Annotated in this window: 14 protein-coding genes; 5 read left to right on the top strand and 9 right to left on the bottom strand. The window is 67.6% G+C overall.

The window, feature by feature from the left end; all coding sequences use genetic code 11:
* Window positions 1-41 precede the first annotated feature (41 nt).
* The 4 genes from tal to ABD05_RS01705 form a co-directional block, all read right to left on the bottom strand.
* On the bottom strand, window positions 42-1010 hold the full coding sequence (gene tal, locus ABD05_RS01720; protein ID WP_047898683.1) for a transaldolase: 969 nt from the start codon (window positions 1008-1010) through the stop codon (window positions 42-44).
* A 181-nt stretch (window positions 1011-1191) separates the two neighbouring features.
* On the bottom strand, window positions 1192-2403 hold the full coding sequence (locus ABD05_RS01715; protein ID WP_047898682.1) for a benzoate/H(+) symporter BenE family transporter: 1212 nt from the start codon (window positions 2401-2403) through the stop codon (window positions 1192-1194).
* 58 nt (window positions 2404-2461) lie between these two features.
* Window positions 2462-3637: a vWA domain-containing protein gene (locus ABD05_RS01710; RefSeq protein ID WP_047898681.1), complete on the bottom strand. Its 1176-nt coding sequence runs from the start codon at window positions 3635-3637 to the stop codon at window positions 2462-2464.
* Window positions 3638-3664: 27 nt separating this feature from the next.
* Complete coding sequence (locus ABD05_RS01705; RefSeq protein ID WP_047901028.1) at window positions 3665-4507, bottom strand: AAA family ATPase; 843 nt, start codon at window positions 4505-4507, stop codon at window positions 3665-3667.
* Window positions 4508-4752: 245 nt separating this feature from the next.
* Between ABD05_RS01705 and ABD05_RS01700 the strand changes: the two genes are divergently transcribed.
* A complete protein-coding gene (locus ABD05_RS01700) occupies window positions 4753-5112 on the top strand; it encodes a c-type cytochrome (RefSeq protein ID WP_011352793.1) in 360 nt (119 codons plus the stop codon).
* A gap of 40 nt (window positions 5113-5152) precedes the next feature.
* On the top strand, window positions 5153-5512 hold the full coding sequence (locus ABD05_RS01695; protein ID WP_047898680.1) for a c-type cytochrome: 360 nt from the start codon (window positions 5153-5155) through the stop codon (window positions 5510-5512).
* Between the two features lie 86 nt (window positions 5513-5598).
* Here the strand turns inward: ABD05_RS01695 and ABD05_RS01690 are convergent, their stop codons facing one another.
* On the bottom strand, window positions 5599-6066 hold the full coding sequence (locus ABD05_RS01690; RefSeq protein WP_400158225.1) for a DUF1841 family protein: 468 nt from the start codon (window positions 6064-6066) through the stop codon (window positions 5599-5601).
* 252 nt (window positions 6067-6318) lie between these two features.
* Here ABD05_RS01690 and ABD05_RS01685 point away from each other — a divergent pair, with 252 nt between their 5' ends.
* Window positions 6319-7248 carry a DMT family transporter gene (locus ABD05_RS01685; protein WP_047898679.1) on the top strand — a complete coding sequence of 310 codons (930 nt, stop codon included), beginning with the start codon at window positions 6319-6321 and terminating at the stop codon, window positions 7246-7248.
* Window positions 7249-7351: 103 nt separating this feature from the next.
* Here ABD05_RS01685 and nth read toward each other — a convergent pair whose 3' ends face one another.
* The gene (gene nth / locus ABD05_RS01680; protein WP_047898678.1) at window positions 7352-7996 is read right to left on the bottom strand and encodes an endonuclease III; all 645 of its coding nucleotides are present in this window, start codon (window positions 7994-7996) and stop codon (window positions 7352-7354) included.
* Entirely contained in the window at window positions 7993-8994 is a 1002-nt protein-coding gene (rsxB, locus tag ABD05_RS01675) for an electron transport complex subunit RsxB (protein WP_047898677.1), read from the bottom strand. Before rsxB ends, nth begins: the two co-directional genes overlap by 4 nt.
* 156 nt (window positions 8995-9150) lie before the next feature.
* On the opposite strand from rsxB, the gene ABD05_RS01670 reads away from it, so the two are divergent.
* Window positions 9151-9783: a TetR/AcrR family transcriptional regulator gene (locus ABD05_RS01670; protein WP_047898676.1), complete on the top strand. Its 633-nt coding sequence runs from the start codon at window positions 9151-9153 to the stop codon at window positions 9781-9783.
* An 81-nt stretch (window positions 9784-9864) separates the two neighbouring features.
* Here the strand turns inward: ABD05_RS01670 and ABD05_RS01665 are convergent, their stop codons facing one another.
* Both ABD05_RS01665 and ABD05_RS01660 read right to left on the bottom strand, forming a co-directional pair.
* Window positions 9865-11337 (bottom strand): polyhydroxyalkanoate depolymerase, encoded by a 1473-nt coding sequence (locus ABD05_RS01665; protein WP_047898675.1) that lies wholly within the window; start codon window positions 11335-11337, stop codon window positions 9865-9867.
* Between the two features lie 211 nt (window positions 11338-11548).
* On the bottom strand, window positions 11549-13378 hold the full coding sequence (locus ABD05_RS01660) for a glycoside hydrolase family 15 protein (RefSeq protein ID WP_047898674.1): 1830 nt from the start codon (window positions 13376-13378) through the stop codon (window positions 11549-11551).
* Between the two features lie 163 nt (window positions 13379-13541).
* Here ABD05_RS01660 and ABD05_RS01655 point away from each other — a divergent pair, with 163 nt between their 5' ends.
* A complete protein-coding gene (locus tag ABD05_RS01655) occupies window positions 13542-14786 on the top strand; it encodes a lactonase family protein (RefSeq protein WP_141684916.1) in 1245 nt (414 codons plus the stop codon).
* Window positions 14787-14870: the final 84 nt, after the last annotated feature.

Genomic DNA, 14870 nt, shown 5'->3' with positions numbered 1-14870 from the left:
TGTTGTCAGTGCTGCTGACAGCCGCTGACGCGCGGCACGCTTCAGCGCAGCCCGTCGATCAGCTTCTCGAGCTTCACCGCATCGGCGGCGAACACGCGGATGCCTTCGGCGAGCTTTTCGGTGGCCATCGCGTCGTCGTTCAACTGGAAGCGGAACGAGGCCTCGTCGATCGCGACCCGGTCGATCGCAACGCGCTCGGACGGCTTGTCCTGCAGTGCTTCCGGCGACAGCTTGCGCGCGACCGTCTCGTTGCTGTCCTGCAGCTTCTGCAGCAAGTCGGGACTGATCGTCAGCAGGTCGCAGCCGGCCAGCTCGGTGATCTGGCTGGTCGTGCGGAAGCTGGCGCCCATCACTTCGGTGTGGTAGCCGAACGTCTTGTAGTACGTGTAGATGCGGCGCACCGACTGCACGCCCGGATCGTTCGCGCCGCCGTCCTTCGCTTCATCCCATTCCGCGCCGGCCTGCTTCTTGTACCAGTCGTAGATGCGGCCGACGAACGGCGAGATCAGTTGCGCGCCGGCTTCCGCGCATGCGGCGGCCTGCACGAGCGAGAAAAGCAGGGTCATGTTGCACTTGATCCCTTCCTTCTGCAGCACTTCGGCCGCGCGGATGCCTTCCCATGTCGACGCGAGCTTGATCAGGATGCGCTCGCGGCCGATGCCGGCTGCTTCGTACAGCTTGATGAGCTCGCGGCCCTTGTCGATCGAGCGCTGCGTGTCGAACGACAGGCGCGCGTCGACTTCGGTCGACACGCGGCCCGGGATCAGCTTCAGGATCTCGGTGCCGAACGCGATCAACAGGCGGTCGATGATGAAGTCGGTGTTTTCGTTGCGATGATCGCGGACGGTTTTCTCGAGGATCGGCTTGTACGCATCCTTCTGGACGGCCTTCAGGATCAGCGACGGGTTCGTGGTCGCGTCCTGCGGCTTGTATTGCGCAAGCTGCTGGAAGTCGCCCGTGTCGGCGACGACGGTCGTGTACTGCTTCAGCTGGTCGAGTGCGGTAGTCATGGCGATTCGGAAGAAGGGCGCGGGGCGCCGGGTTCTCACGGGCCGCGCGAGCGCGGCGGCGAAGCGAAGCGGCGCCGGGCGCCGCTTTCGATCCATCATTTTAGGCCCGATTCGTGTCGGGCACGTTTTGGCGTGCCCCGGGGGCGGGCACGGCAACCGCCGCAGCGGGCGGCGAGCCGCGTCACGCCGGGCGTCGCGCGTTCAGGATCACCTGCGTGACGATCCCCGCGACGAGCCCCCAGAACGCCGAGCCGATCGACAGCAGCGTGAGGCCCGACGCGGTGACCATGAACGTGACGAGCGCGGCTTCGCGCTGCTTCACGTCCTGCATCGCGTTCGCGAGCCCGCTCATGATCGAGCCGAACAGCGCGAGCGCGGCGACCGACACGACGAGCGCCTTCGGCAGCGCCGCGAACAGCGCGGCGATCGTCGCGCCGAAGATCCCGGCGACCAGGTAGAACGTGCCGCACCACACGGCGGCCGTGTAACGCTTTGCGTGATCCTCGTGCGCCTCGGGGCCGGTGCAGATCGCCGCCGTGATCGCCGCGAGGTTCACGCCGTGCGAGCCGAACGGTGCGAGCAGCAGCGATGCGAGGCCGGTCGTCGCGATCAGCGGCGACGACGGCGTCTGGTAGCCGTCCGCGCGCAGCACCGCGATGCCCGGCACGTTCTGCGACGCCATCGCGACGACGAACAGCGGAATGCCGATGCTGACGATCGACGCGATCGAAAACGCGGGCATCGTGAACACGGGCTGCGCGAGCGCGATGTGGAAGCGGCTGAAGTCGAGCAGGCCGAGGCCGCCGGCCACCGCCGTGCCGACGATCAGCGTCATCACGATCGCATAGCGCGGCGCGAGCCGCTTGACGATCAGGTACGTGAAGAACATCGCGAGCACGAGCGCGGTCTGGAACTGCGCGGCGCGGAAGATCTCGATGCCGATCTCGAACAGGATGCCCGCGAGCAGCGCGGCGGCGATGCCGGCCGGAATCCGGCGCATCAGCGTGTCGAACAGGCCGCTCACGCCGATGGCCGTCAGCAGCAGCGCGCATACGACGAACGCGCCGATCGCCTCGGCGTAGGGCACGCCGGGCAGCGATGCGATCAGGAGCGCGGCGCCGGGCGTCGACCACGCGACGACGACGGGCGCGCGAAAGCGCAGCGACAGGCCGATCGTCGTCAGCGCCATGCCGATCGACAGCGCCCAGATCCACGACGAGATCTGCGCATCGGTGAGGTGGGCGGCGCGGCCGGCCTGGAACATCAGCACGAGCGAGCTCGTGTAGCCCGTCATCATCGCGACGAAGCCGGCGACGAGCGCCGAGACGGATGTGTCGGCGAAAAAGCGGCGGCCGCCGGCGCGGCCAGCGCTCGCGGTGGGCGTGGGGTTCATGCTATCTCCGGGGGGGAAGCCGCTCGCACGCGGCCTTCGTGTCTGCTGGTGGGTTGCGTTACTTGCTGAGTGTGCGCATCGCGGTTTCGAGGCCCGCGAGCGTGAGCGGATACATGCGATGGCCGAGCAGGTCGCGGATGACCGCGACCGATTGCCGGTAGTCCCATAGCCGCTCGGGCTCGGGGTTCAGCCATGCATGATGGGGGAACTGGTCGGCGAGGCGGCGCAGCCACACGGCGCCGGCTTCCGGGTTGTTGTATTCGACCGAGCCGCCGGGCTGCAGCACTTCGTACGGGCTCATCGTCGCGTCGCCGACGAAGATCAGCTTGTAGTCGGGCGTGAACTTGTGCAGCACGTCCCACGTCGCGGTGCGCTCCGAGTGGCGGCGGCGGTTGTTCTTCCACAGGTGGTCGTACACGCAGTTGTGGAAGTAGAAGAATTCCAGGTGCTTGAATTCGGCCTTCGCGGCCGAGAACAGCTCTTCGGTGCGCTTGATGTGGTCGTCCATCGAGCCGCCGACGTCGAGCAGCATCAGCACCTTCACGTTGTTGTGGCGCTCGGGCACCATCCGCAGGTCGAGCCAGCCGGCGTTCGCGGCGGTGCTGCGGATCGTGCCGGGCAGGTCGAGTTCCTCGGCCGCGCCTTCGCGCGCGAAGCGTCGCAGCCGCCGCAGCGCGACCTTGATGTTGCGCGTGCCGATCTCGACGGAATCGTCGTAGTCGCGGTATGCGCGCGCTTCCCACACTTTCACCGCGGTGCGGTTGCCGTTCGACGGGCCGCCGATGCGCACGCCTTCCGGGTTGTAGCCGCCGTGCCCGAACGGCGACGTGCCGCCCGTGCCGATCCACTTGTTGCCGCCTTCGTGGCGTTCCTTCTGCTCGTCGAGCAGTGCCTTCAGACGCTCCATCAGCTTGTCGAGCCCGCCCATCGCTTCGATCTGCGCCTTTTCCTCCGGCGACAGCTCGCGCTCGAGACGCTTCTCGAGCCAGTCGAGCGGGATGTCGAACGCATCGGACGGCAGCGCGGACACGCCGTGGAAATACGCGCCGAATGCCTGGTCGAACTTGTCGAAGTACTGCTCGTCCTTGACGAGCGTCATCCGCGCGAGGAAGTAGAACGCGTCGATCGACGGCGAGATCAGCCCGGCCTTCAGCGCTTCGAGCAGCGTCAGGTATTCCTTCACCGAGACGGGCAGCTTGGCTGCGCGCAGCGCGTAGAAGAAATTGAGCAGCATGGCCGGGCCTTCGCGGGTGGGGGAGGATTACCGGTTGTGCCGGTTCATGTAGACGAGCCGTTCGAGCAGGCTCAGGTCCTGCTCGTTCTTCAGCAGCGCGCCCGCGAGCGGCGGCACGATCTGCTTCGCATCCACGCCGCGCAGCGCGTCGGCCGGGATGTTCTCGGCGAGCAGCAGCTTCAGCCAGTCGAGCAGCTCGGACGTCGACGGCTTCTTCTTCAGGCCCGACACGCCGCGCAATTCGAAGAAACTCTCGAGCGCCGCGCGCAGCAGCGCCTCGCGGATGTCGGGGAAGTGGACCGCGACGATCTTCTGCATCGTCGACGGGTCGGGAAACTGGATGTAGTGGAAGAAGCAGCGGCGCAGGAACGCGTCGGGCAGCTCCTTCTCGTTGTTCGACGTGATGATGACGAGCGGGCGGTGCTTCGCGCGTACCGTCTCGCGCGTCTCGTACACGTGGAATTCCATCCGGTCGAGCTCGCGCAGCAGGTCGTTCGGGAATTCGATGTCGGCCTTGTCGATCTCGTCGATCAGCAGCACGCTCGGGTGCTCGGCGTCGAACGCCTGCCACAGCACGCCCTTGACGATGTAGTTCGAGATGTCCTTCACGCGCTCGTCGCCGAGCTGCGAGTCGCGCAGTCGCGACACGGCGTCGTATTCGTACAGGCCCTGCTGCGCCTTTGTGGTCGACTTGATGTGCCACTGCAACAGCGGCATGTCGAGCGCGGCCGCCACTTCCTCGGCGAGCATGGTCTTGCCGGTGCCGGGCTCGCCCTTGATCAGCAGCGGGCGTTGCAGCGTCAGTGCGGCATTGACCGCGAGCTTCAGATCGTCGGTGGCGACGTAGTGCGAGGACCCTTCGAAACGCATGGCGGCGCTCTTCTTCATCGGGAAAAAAACCCAGTATAAGTCAGAAGGGCTGTGCGGTTGGGCCGCGCCCGCGTATCGTAGCGGGGCTGTGGCGGGGCGGACCGGGGCGCTTTGTGGACGCGTTCCCCGCCGACGCGGTACAATCTGGCCGTTTTTTTTGGCCTGCGTGGCGATCCGATAAGCAAAACGGCGCGGGCCGTTGCCGCTTTGGCGCCAGTTTCCCCTCAAGCTAGGTTACAAGAGCTATGAACAAATTCGTCGGCAAACACGTCGTTGTCGCAGCGCTCGTGGCGCTCGCGGGCAGCGCGCAGGCGGCCGGTGTGGTCGGCAACCCGAAGGACGGGGCGAGCAAGGCCGCCATGTGCATCGGTTGCCACGGCATCCAGGACTACCGCGCGGCGTACCCGGAGGTCTACCGGGTGCCTGTCCTTGGCGGCCAGAACCAGCAATATCTCGAGAACGCGCTGAAGGCCTACCGCAAGAAGGATCGTCACTTCCCGTCGATGAACGCGATCGCCGGTTCGCTGACGGACCAGGACATCGCGGATCTGGCGGCTTACTACGCCGTCCAGAAGGCCGACACGAAGGACAATCCCTACAAGTAAAGCGCGCGCCGCCGATCTCTCCGGCGGGACAGGAGCATTCATGAACAACGCATTCAAGACGGCGGCGGTGGCACTGGCGGCCGGCCTCGCGATCGGTACCGCGCACGCAGCGGACATCACGAAGGGCAAGGAACTGGTCGAATCGCACAACTGCGCGGCCTGCCACGGCGCGCAGATGAACAAGCCGATCAACGCCGAGTATCCGCGCCTCGCCGGCCAGCATGCCGACTACCTCGTGTGGGCGATGCGCCAGTACCAGATGGGGCTGACGAACCCGCTGCTCGGCCGCAACAACGCGATCATGCAGGCGCAGGTGCAGAGCCTGTCGGTCAGCGACATGAAGGACATCGCGTCCTACATCGAATCGCTGAAAGAGACCGATCTCGTGTTCAAGAAGTAAGCGCGACGGGCCTTGCCGGGCCCGCGCAGCAAGAATACCCCGCCGAGGCGGGGTATTTTTTTGTCCGCGGCCCGGCGGTGCCGCGCTCAGTCGCGCGACGCGCGACGCAGGATGCGTTGCAGGTACGCGTCGGTATCGGGCGGCGTGTTCGTGCGCTGCGCTTCCCAGATCGTCTCGCCGAGGCATTCCATGATCGCGTGCTGCGCGTCGTGGGTCGAGTCGAGCTTCGCCGCCAGCTTGTCGTGCGCGGCGCGGATGCCGGGCGGCTGGTCGATCGACAACTGCTCGCTGATCGCGAGGTGCATCGACAGGTGCAGGAACGGGTTCGTGCGACCTTCCTCGGGCGTGTAGTTGCGCGCGGCCGCACCGTCGGCATCGTCGAGTTCGGCGTGGTATTCGGGATGCTCGACGATCCAGTCGGCTGCCATCGCTTCCAGCGGCGTCAGGATCTCGCCCGCGCGCTGCTTGCGCCAGGTCTCGGTGAAAAAGCGACGCACTTCGTCGCGGCTTGGATTGAACATGGTGGGGAAACGTCGTGATTCGGGCGGCGTCATGCCGCGTCGCGCATTGTACGCCGGGTCGGCGGACGGTGCTGGCGGCGGGCTGGAGCGGTTGGCGCGGCAGTGGTGGCGGGGCGGTCGGCCTGGCGGTGCGGATGCGCGGGTGCGCGGCGACGGTCGGTTGCCGCCAGTTGCGGCCGTTCCGTCCCGGGGCGGCGGAACGGGTAAGCGCGGACTAGGCTCGTGGCCGCCGCGCCGCTACACTCCGACGTTTCCAGTCACCGCACCGTTCTCATCCGTTCCGTCATGACCGCCACCGCCCGCTCATCGTCCGCTGCCCTTCAGGGCACGCTCTACGTCGCGTTGTCCGCCGCCGCGTTCGGCGCGATGGCGATCTTCGGCCGCTACGCTTACGCGGCCGGCGTCGACGTACTCGGGCTGCTGATCGTGCGCTTCGCGATCGGCGGCGCGGTACTCGCCGCGATCGCGCGCCACCGCCGCGTCGCGTGGCCGCGCGGGCGCGCGCTCGCGCCGCTCGTGGCGATGGGCGCGCTCGGTTACGTCGGCCAGTCGTTCTGCTATTTCAGCGCGCTGCAGCACGCGCAGGCAAGCCTCGTCGCGCTGCTGCTGTATCTGTATCCGGCGTTCGTCACGCTGCTGGCCGCGTGGTGGCTCGGCGAGCGCCTCACGCGCGCGAAGGCCGTCGCGCTCGTGCTGTGCGTCGCGGGCTCCGCGCTGATGGTCGGCGGCGGGCACGGCGAGCCGCTCGGGATCGCGCTCGCGCTGGCGGCCGCGGTGATCTATTCGCTGTATATCGTCGGCGGCACGAAGGCGACGCGCGGCGTCGATCCGCTCGCGACCACCGCGATCATCTGTCTTTCGGCGACCGCGACGCTCGTGGCGATCGCCGTCGTGCGGACCGCGGCGTTCGGCACGCCGCCGCGCTGGCCCGCGACGGCCGGCGGCTGGGCGTCGATGCTCGCGATCGCGCTCGTCTCGACGGTCGCGGCCATGCTCGCGTTCTTCGCCGGGCTAGAGCGGCTCGGGGCGGCGCGCACGTCGATGCTGTCGACGCTCGAGCCGGTCGTGACGGTCGCGCTCGCGGCGCTGCTGTTCGGTGAAGCGCTGTCGCCGCTGCAGTGGGCGGGCGGCGTCGCGATCCTTGCGGCCGTGCTGGCGCTCGTGCGCGCGGGCGGCGCGGCGGCCGACGATGCCACTGCGACATCCAACGCGTAGTCGGAGAAGGGAAGGGTGCGGGCGTTGCGGTGGCGCCGACGGGGTGGATTGTGCCGGGCCGGTTCGGTCGGCCGGCACGGTGCGGCTCTGTCGCGCCTGACGCTTACTCGTTGGGCGGCGGCGTTTTCGGCCTGAATTCGCACAGCGGCTCGATCGCGCAGTGCCAGCATTCGGGCTTGCGGGCCTTGCACACATAGCGCCCGTGCAGGATCAGCCAGTGATGCGCGTCCTGCAGGAAGTCCTTCGGCGTGAACTTCTCGAGCGCGGCCTCGACGGCCCGCACGTCCTTGCCCGGCGCGAGTCCCGTGCGATTCGCAACACGGAAGATATGCGTGTCGACCGCGATCGTCGGCTGGCCGAACGCGGTGTTCAGCACGACATTCGCGGTCTTGCGGCCGACGCCCGGCAGGCTTTCGAGCGCTTCGCGATCGGCCGGTACCTCGCCGTCGTAGCGGTCGAGCAGGATCCGGCACGTCGCGACCACGTTTTTCGCCTTGGTCCGGTAAAGACCGATCGTCTTGATGTACTCGGTGACGCCTTCCTCGCCAAGCGCGACGATTTGTCGCGGGGTGTTCGCGACCGGAAACATCTTCCGCATCGCCTTGTTGACCGACACGTCGGTCGCCTGCGCGGACAGCATCACGGCGATCAGCAGCTCGAACGGCGTCGAGTATTCGAGCTCGGTGGTCGGATGCGGATTGAGGCTCTGCAGCGTTTCGTAGATCGCGCGTCGTTTGCTGGCGTTCATGGAGCGTTCTGGTCGGGCGGCGCGGACGGGCCGCCTTGGTCGTCGTTGCCTGCGTCGTGGTCGTTGCCATCCGCCGCGGTGTCGGCGTCGCGCTGCGCCTGCTGTTCGGCAAGCCGTTTGCGGCGGGCCTCGGCCGCGTCGATCTGCGCCTGGACGGCCGCGCTTACGCCTTCGGTGTTCTTCGGCCCGGCGCCTTGCCCGGAGAGTTCTTCCTTCTTCTTGCGCGCGCGTTCGAGCGCGGCGGCGATGATCGCGCGCTTCTTCGCGTCGGCATCGTCGGCGGCCGGTGCGGCGGCCGGCGCGTCGGGCGGTGCTCCGGGTTGTTCCGCGGCCGGCTTCGCAGCACTGGCACTGGCCGCGCGGCGGGCGGCGGCGCGCGCTTCGGCGGCCTCGCGCTCGCGGCGCTGGCGGGCGAGCCGCAGGTCATGGCGTTCGCGCGCGGCATCGGCCTGCTGTTGCGACCACGCGTCCCAGCCGGTGCGATCGCCGGTCACGGGCAGCATCGCGATGCAGTCGACGGGGCACGGCGGCACGCACAGGTCGCAGCCGGTGCACAGCGACTCGATGATCGTGTGCATCTGCTTCGGTGCGCCGACGATCGCGTCGACCGGGCACGCCTGCATGCACAGCGTGCAGCCGATGCACAGGCTTTCGTCGATGAATGCGACCGCGCGCGGATGCTCGCTGCCGTTGACGGGGTTCAGCGGAATCACCGGCTTGCCGAGCAGGCCGGCGAGGCGCGCGATGCCTTCGGCGCCGCCGGGCGGACATTGGTTGTAGTTCGCGTCGCCGGCGGCGATGGCCTCGGCGTACGGACGGCAGCCGTTATAGCCGCACTTCGTGCATTGCGTCTGGGGAAGCAGATCTTCGATGCGATCCGCGAGTGTTTTGGAGTCGGTCACGGTGACAACGGGCGCTGCGGCGCCGAATGGCTCTCGGCCGCGCGCGGCGCGGCCGGAAAGGTTTGCCAAAGCTCGATTATCGCCGATTTCCCGCATTGCGCTGGACGCCGTCTGTGCGCATAATCGAACCGCTTTTTTGCAGGGGCTCAGCAGGAGGGCGGCCGCACGCGGCGCGCCCGTTCCAGGGCGGCCGGCGCCGAGGCGGTGGGGGTGCCGGTCCGGATCAAGCGGCTCACATAGCAAAACGCCACCATGAATCAGCCAAAAATCAAAAGAGATCCTGAAGGTACGCGCCGTCGCATCCTGATGGCGGCGGCCGAAGAGTTCGCGAGTGGAGGGCTGTTCGGCGCGCGCGTCGACCAGATCGCGCGCCGGGCCGAAACCAACGAGCGCATGCTCTATTACTACTTCGGCAGCAAGGAGCAGCTGTTTACGGCCGTGCTCGAACACGCGTTCTCCGCGCTGACCGAGGCCGAGCGCGTGCTCGATCTCGACGGCGTCGCGCCGGTCGAAGCCGTCACGCGGCTCGCGCATTTCGTTTGGGACTACTACCGCGACCATCCGGAGCTGCTCAGGCTCATCAACAACGAGAACCTGCACGAAGCACGCTACCTGCACAAGTCGACGCGGATCCGCGAGATGATGTCGCCGATCGTCGCGAAGCTCGGCAACGTGCTGATGCGCGGCCAGAAGGCCGGGCTGTTCCGCAGCGACGTCGATCCGCTGCGCTTCTACGTGACGCTGTCGGGGCTCGGCTACTACATCGTGTCGAACCGCTTCACGCTCGCCGCGACGCTCGGCCGCGACTTCACCGACACCGACGAGCGCGCGGAGATGGTCCGGATGAACACCGAGGTGCTGCTCGCGTATCTGCTGCGGCGCTGACGCGGCGATCATTCGCCGCCGGATGCGAAAACGCCGCCGTGCGCAGGCAACGGCGGCGTTTTTTCGTCGGAACGCGGTGCGTCAGGCGGCCTTGCGCGTGCGCAGGGCTTTTGCGCGCGGGCTGCTGCTTGCGCGCTTCGCGCCCGGTGCGGCCTTGGCGGGCGCGGCAGCCGTGGCCGGCGCCTTCGCGCGCGTGCGCTTCGCCGCGGTGGCGCGCGTCGTTTCGGCCGGCGTGTCGATGGCCGGCACGGCCGTCAGCGTCGTGGCCGCCGGCGCCTCGGGGCAATCCTTCGTCGCGCCGTGCTTCGGCTCCGGCGCATGCTCGCGGATGAAGTCGCGCAGTTGCGGGTAGATGATCGTGCGCCAGCGGCGGCCCGAGAAGATCCCGTAGTGACCGCACTTCTCGGCGGTCAGGCTGCGGCGGTGATCCTGCGGGATGCCCGTGCACAGCTCGTGCGCGACGTGCGTCTGGCCGCTGCCCGAGATGTCGTCGAGTTCGCCCTCGATCGTCATCAGCGCGGTGTGCCGGATGTCCTGCGGACGCACGCGCTCGCCCTCGACATCCCACGTGCCTTCGGCCAGCCGGAATTCCTGGAACACGACGCGGATCGTCTCGAGGTAATACTCGGCGGCCATGTCGAGCACCGCGTTGTATTCGTCGTAGAAGCGGCGGTGCGCTTCGGCGTCGTCCTCGTCGCCGCGCAGCAGGCTCTGGTAGAAATCCCAGTGCGATTGCGCGTGCCGTTCCGGGTTCATCGCGACGAAGCCGGTGTGCTGCAGGAAGCCCGGATAGACCTGGCGGCCTTCGCCCGGATAGTTCGCGGGCACCGTGTGGATCACGTTGTTCTCGAACCATGCGGTCGAGTGCTGCGTCGCGAGCGAGTTCACCGACGTCGGGCTGCGGCGCGCGTCGATCGGGCCGCCCATCATCGTCATCGTGAGCGGCGTATCCTCGCCGCGGCTCGCCATCAGCGAGATCGCCGCGAGCACCGGCACCGTCGGCTGGCACACCGAGATCACGTGCAGGTTGCGCGCGCCGATGTGACGGATGAATTCCTGGATGTACGCGATGTAGTCGTGCAGGTGGAACGGGCCGGTCTCGACCGGCACCATCCGCGCGTCGATCCAGTCGGTGATGTAGACCTTGTGATCCTGCAGCAGCGTGCGCACCGTGTCGCGCAGCAGCGTCGAGTGGTGGCCCGACAGAGGCGCGCAAACCAGCACGACCGGTTCGTCCTTCAGTTGCGTGACGGCGTCGGCGTCGTCCGAATAGCGCTTGAAACGCAGCAGCCGGCAGAACGGCTTCTCGACGATCGTCTGCTCGACGATCGGGATGTTGTGGCCGTCCTTGACGATCTGATGAATGTTGAATTCGGGCTTCTCGTAATCCTTGCCGAGCCGGTACATCAGTTCGTAGGCGGCGGCCATCCGCGTCGCGCCCGGCATCAGCGAAAACGGGCTGGACGGATTGGCGAACGATTTGGAGGCAGCCTGGGCCCAGGCCGTGAGCGGGCTCAGCATGGCCCGCTGGAATTCGTGCAGTTGGTAAAGCATGCAGACTACTCCCGCGTGGGGGACGGTGCGCAAGGGCGGCGTGGGGCGTCGCGGCGTGCCGTGGGGGTCAGCGGCCGGCCATGTTGCACTGCGGCCGGACAATCGCGTCGATCATATCGGACAACGATGGGTGGTGCAATGCAACATTTCCCCGATTTTTCATCAAAATTTTGCGATTTGACGTTCTCTGAACAAGCCGCCCGTGCCCCGTTCAGTGCCCCGTGGCCATCGCCGGCGCGGGCTGGCCGGCCGCGCGTGCCATCGCGTCTTCGTGGTGCATCAGGTTCATCGCGGTATGCACGAGCGCCACGTGCGAGAACGCCTGCGGGAAATTGCCGACGAGCCGCCCGGCGACCGGATCGTACTCCTCCGCGAGCAGCCCGAGATCGTTCGACAGCGAGAGCAGCCGGCTGAACAGGCGGTGCGCGTCGTCGATCCGGCCGAGCAGCGCGTAGTTGTCGACCAGCCAGAAGCTGCACGCGAGAAACGTGCCTTCGCCGGGCGGCAGGCCGTCGTCGTAGTCGGTCGTGCGGTAGCGCATCACGAGGCCGTCGTGCAGCAATTCCCGCTCGATCGCGTCGACGGTGCCGACGATGCGCGGGTCTTCCGGCGGCAGGAAGCCGAGCAGCGGCATCAGCAGCACGCTCGCGTCGAGCTCGTCGCTGCCGTAGCTCTGCGCGAACGCCTGCTTGCCTTCGTGCCACGCGTTGTCGCACACGTCGGCATGGATCTGCTCGCGCAGCGCGCGCCAGCGGTCGAGCGAGCCGGGCAGCCGGAACATCTCCGCCGACTTGATCGCGCGGTCGAACGCGACCCACGCCATCACCTTCGAGAACGTGAAATGGCGACGGCCGCCGCGGGTTTCCCAGATCCCCTCGTCGGGTTCCCGCCAGATCTTCTCGAGATGGTCGAGCAGCGCGCACTGCACGGACCAGACCGTGTCGTCGGCCTGCAGGCCGCCCACGCGCGCGAGGTGCAGCGCGGCCATCACCTCGCCGAACACGTCGAGCTGGAGCTGGTTCGCGGCGCCGTTGCCGATGCGTACCGGCTTCGAGTCCTGATAGCCGGGCAGCCAGTCGAGCTCCATTTCCGGCAGCCGGCGTTCGCCGGCGATCCCGTACATGATCTGGATCTGCTCGGGCGAACCGGCCATCACGCGGCCGAGCCACGTGCGCCACGCGCGCGCCTCGTCGTAGTGGCCGCCGCGCATCAGCGCGAGCAGCGTGATCGTCGCGTCGCGCAGCCAGCAGTAGCGGTAGTCCCAGTTGCGGTTGCCGCCGATCTTCTCGGGCAGCGACGTGGTCGGCGCCGCGACGATGCCGCCGGTCGGCTCGTATGCGAGCGCCTTCAGCGTGATCAGCGAACGGCGCACGGCGGCCGCGTAGCGACCCTGCACCTGGCAGCGGCCCGACCATTCGAGCCAGTAGTTCTCGGTGCGCGCGAGCATCGACAGCGGATCGCGCGCGGGCGGCAGCCGCAGGTGCGATGCCGCATAGCTGAGCGAGAACGGCACGCGCTCGTCGGCGCTCACCGTGAATTCCGCGAGCGTATGAAGATTCTTGCCGGTCAGTGGCACCGGCGTGCGCAGCACGACGGTGTCGGGGCCGGCGATCGCCTTCATCCCGTCCTCGCGGGTCAGTTGCGTGACCCACGGGATCGAGAAGCCGTAGTCGAAGCGCAACACGAGCTCCATGCGCATCTTCATCGTGCCGTGGCGGCCGACGACGATCCGCACGAGTTCGGACCAGCCGTTGCCGGGCGGCATGAAGTCGATCACGGTGACGGCGCCGTCGGCGCTTTCGTAATCGGTTTCGAGAATCAGCGTGTCGCCGCGATAGCGGCGGGTCGTGTGCGTGATCGCGGCGTCGGCGGCCGGTGCGAGCAGCCAGCGGCCGTGCTCGGGCGTGCCGACGAGCGCCGCGAAGCAGGCGCCCGAATCGAAGCGGGGCCAGCACAGCCAGTCGACGGAGCCGTCTTTTGCGATCAGCGCGGCGGTGTGGCCGTCGCCGACGAGGGCGTAGTCTTCGATCAGGGCGGGCATGGGCAGGCGATCCTTGGTTTCGAGTTCACAATGCGGACGGCGGCGCCCGGGCTTCACGTGCCGGTGTCGTGCCCCGTATACTCGGCCGGGCGGCGGAGCGCATGAACGGCCGGCGTTTCGTCCTATCTCAACACTTGAAGCGACTCGATGCAAGGAGGATTCAATGCCCAACCGTTTACGCGAGCATGACGCACGCGCTTCGACACGAGGGTTCCCGCTTAGGCTCGCTCACTGGATGAAAGGTTTCGCGATCGTGCTCTCCCTTTCCGCGACCCACGCATTTGCGCAGCAATCGCCCGTCCCGGCCGACGGCGTCTACAACCTGCTCGTCGGCACCTATACGGGCGGCGGCAGCGACGGGATCTATGTTTACCGCTTCGATACGAAAACCGGCAGCGTCGCGCCGGTATCGTCGGCGAAGACCGTGAATCCGTCCTATCTGTTGCCGAGCCGCGACGGTCGCACCGTCTACGCGGTCAACGAACTGCCCGGCGACGACGGGCCGGCGACGCAACGCGGCGGCGTCAGCGCGTTCCGCTTCGACGCGAAGACGGGTGCGCTGACCTTCATCGACCGCGTGTCGTCGGAAGGGAACGATCCTTGCTACCTCGCGCTGTCGCCGGACGGCAAGTACCTCGTGACGGCCAACTATTCGGTCGCGGCGGATCCGGGCGGCAGCTTCGCGGTGTTTCCGCTGCGCGACGACGGCGCGGTCGGCCAGGCCGTGCTGACCGTGCACCATGAAGGCACGGGGCCCGTGAAGGGCCGCCAGGACGGCGCGCACGTGCACTCGACCGTGTTTTCGCCGGACGGCCGTTACCTGTTCGTGCAGGATCTCGGCGCGGACAAGATCTATGGCTACCGCTATACGGTGGACGGCAGCCGCGGGCTGATCGGCCCGACCGACTCGCGCTACACGCCGGCGAAGGCCGGTTCGGGGCCGCGTCATATGGTGTTCAGCGCCGACGGCCGGTTCGCGTACGTGACGAGCGAGCTCAATGCGTCGGTCGAGGTGCTCGGCTACCGTGACGGCAAGCTGACGCCGGTCGAGACGCTGCCGATGACGGCGCCGGGCTTCAAGGGCAAGATCGGCGGCGGCGCGATCCACCTGTCGCCGGACGGCCGCTTCCTGTACGCGAGCAACCGCGGCGACGCGAACGACATCGTGATCTACGCGGTGAACCAGGCCGACGGCCGGCTGAAGCACGTCGGCCGCCAGTCGAGCCTCGGCAAGACGCCGCGCGAGTTCCTGATCGATCCGACCGGCAAGTGGCTGATCGTCGGCAACCAGGACAGCGATACGTTCTACGTGTTCAGCCGCGATGTCGAAACGGGGCAGCTCGGCGCGAATCCGCAGAAGGTTGCGGTCGGCAAGCCGGTCGACTTCAAGCTGGTGCCGGTGCTGTAAATGACCAAGGGCGCTGCGGATGCAGCGCCCTTGGTGTTTCGGGGCGACCGGTTTTCCGGTGCGTCCGCCTCGGTTGATGGCGGC

It is taken from the genome of Burkholderia pyrrocinia, from assembly GCF_001028665.1.
GTDB lineage: Bacteria > Pseudomonadota > Gammaproteobacteria > Burkholderiales > Burkholderiaceae > Burkholderia > Burkholderia pyrrocinia.
Note: the sequence above shows the minus strand (reverse complement) of the source record. Positions and strands in the feature narration are given on the sequence as shown.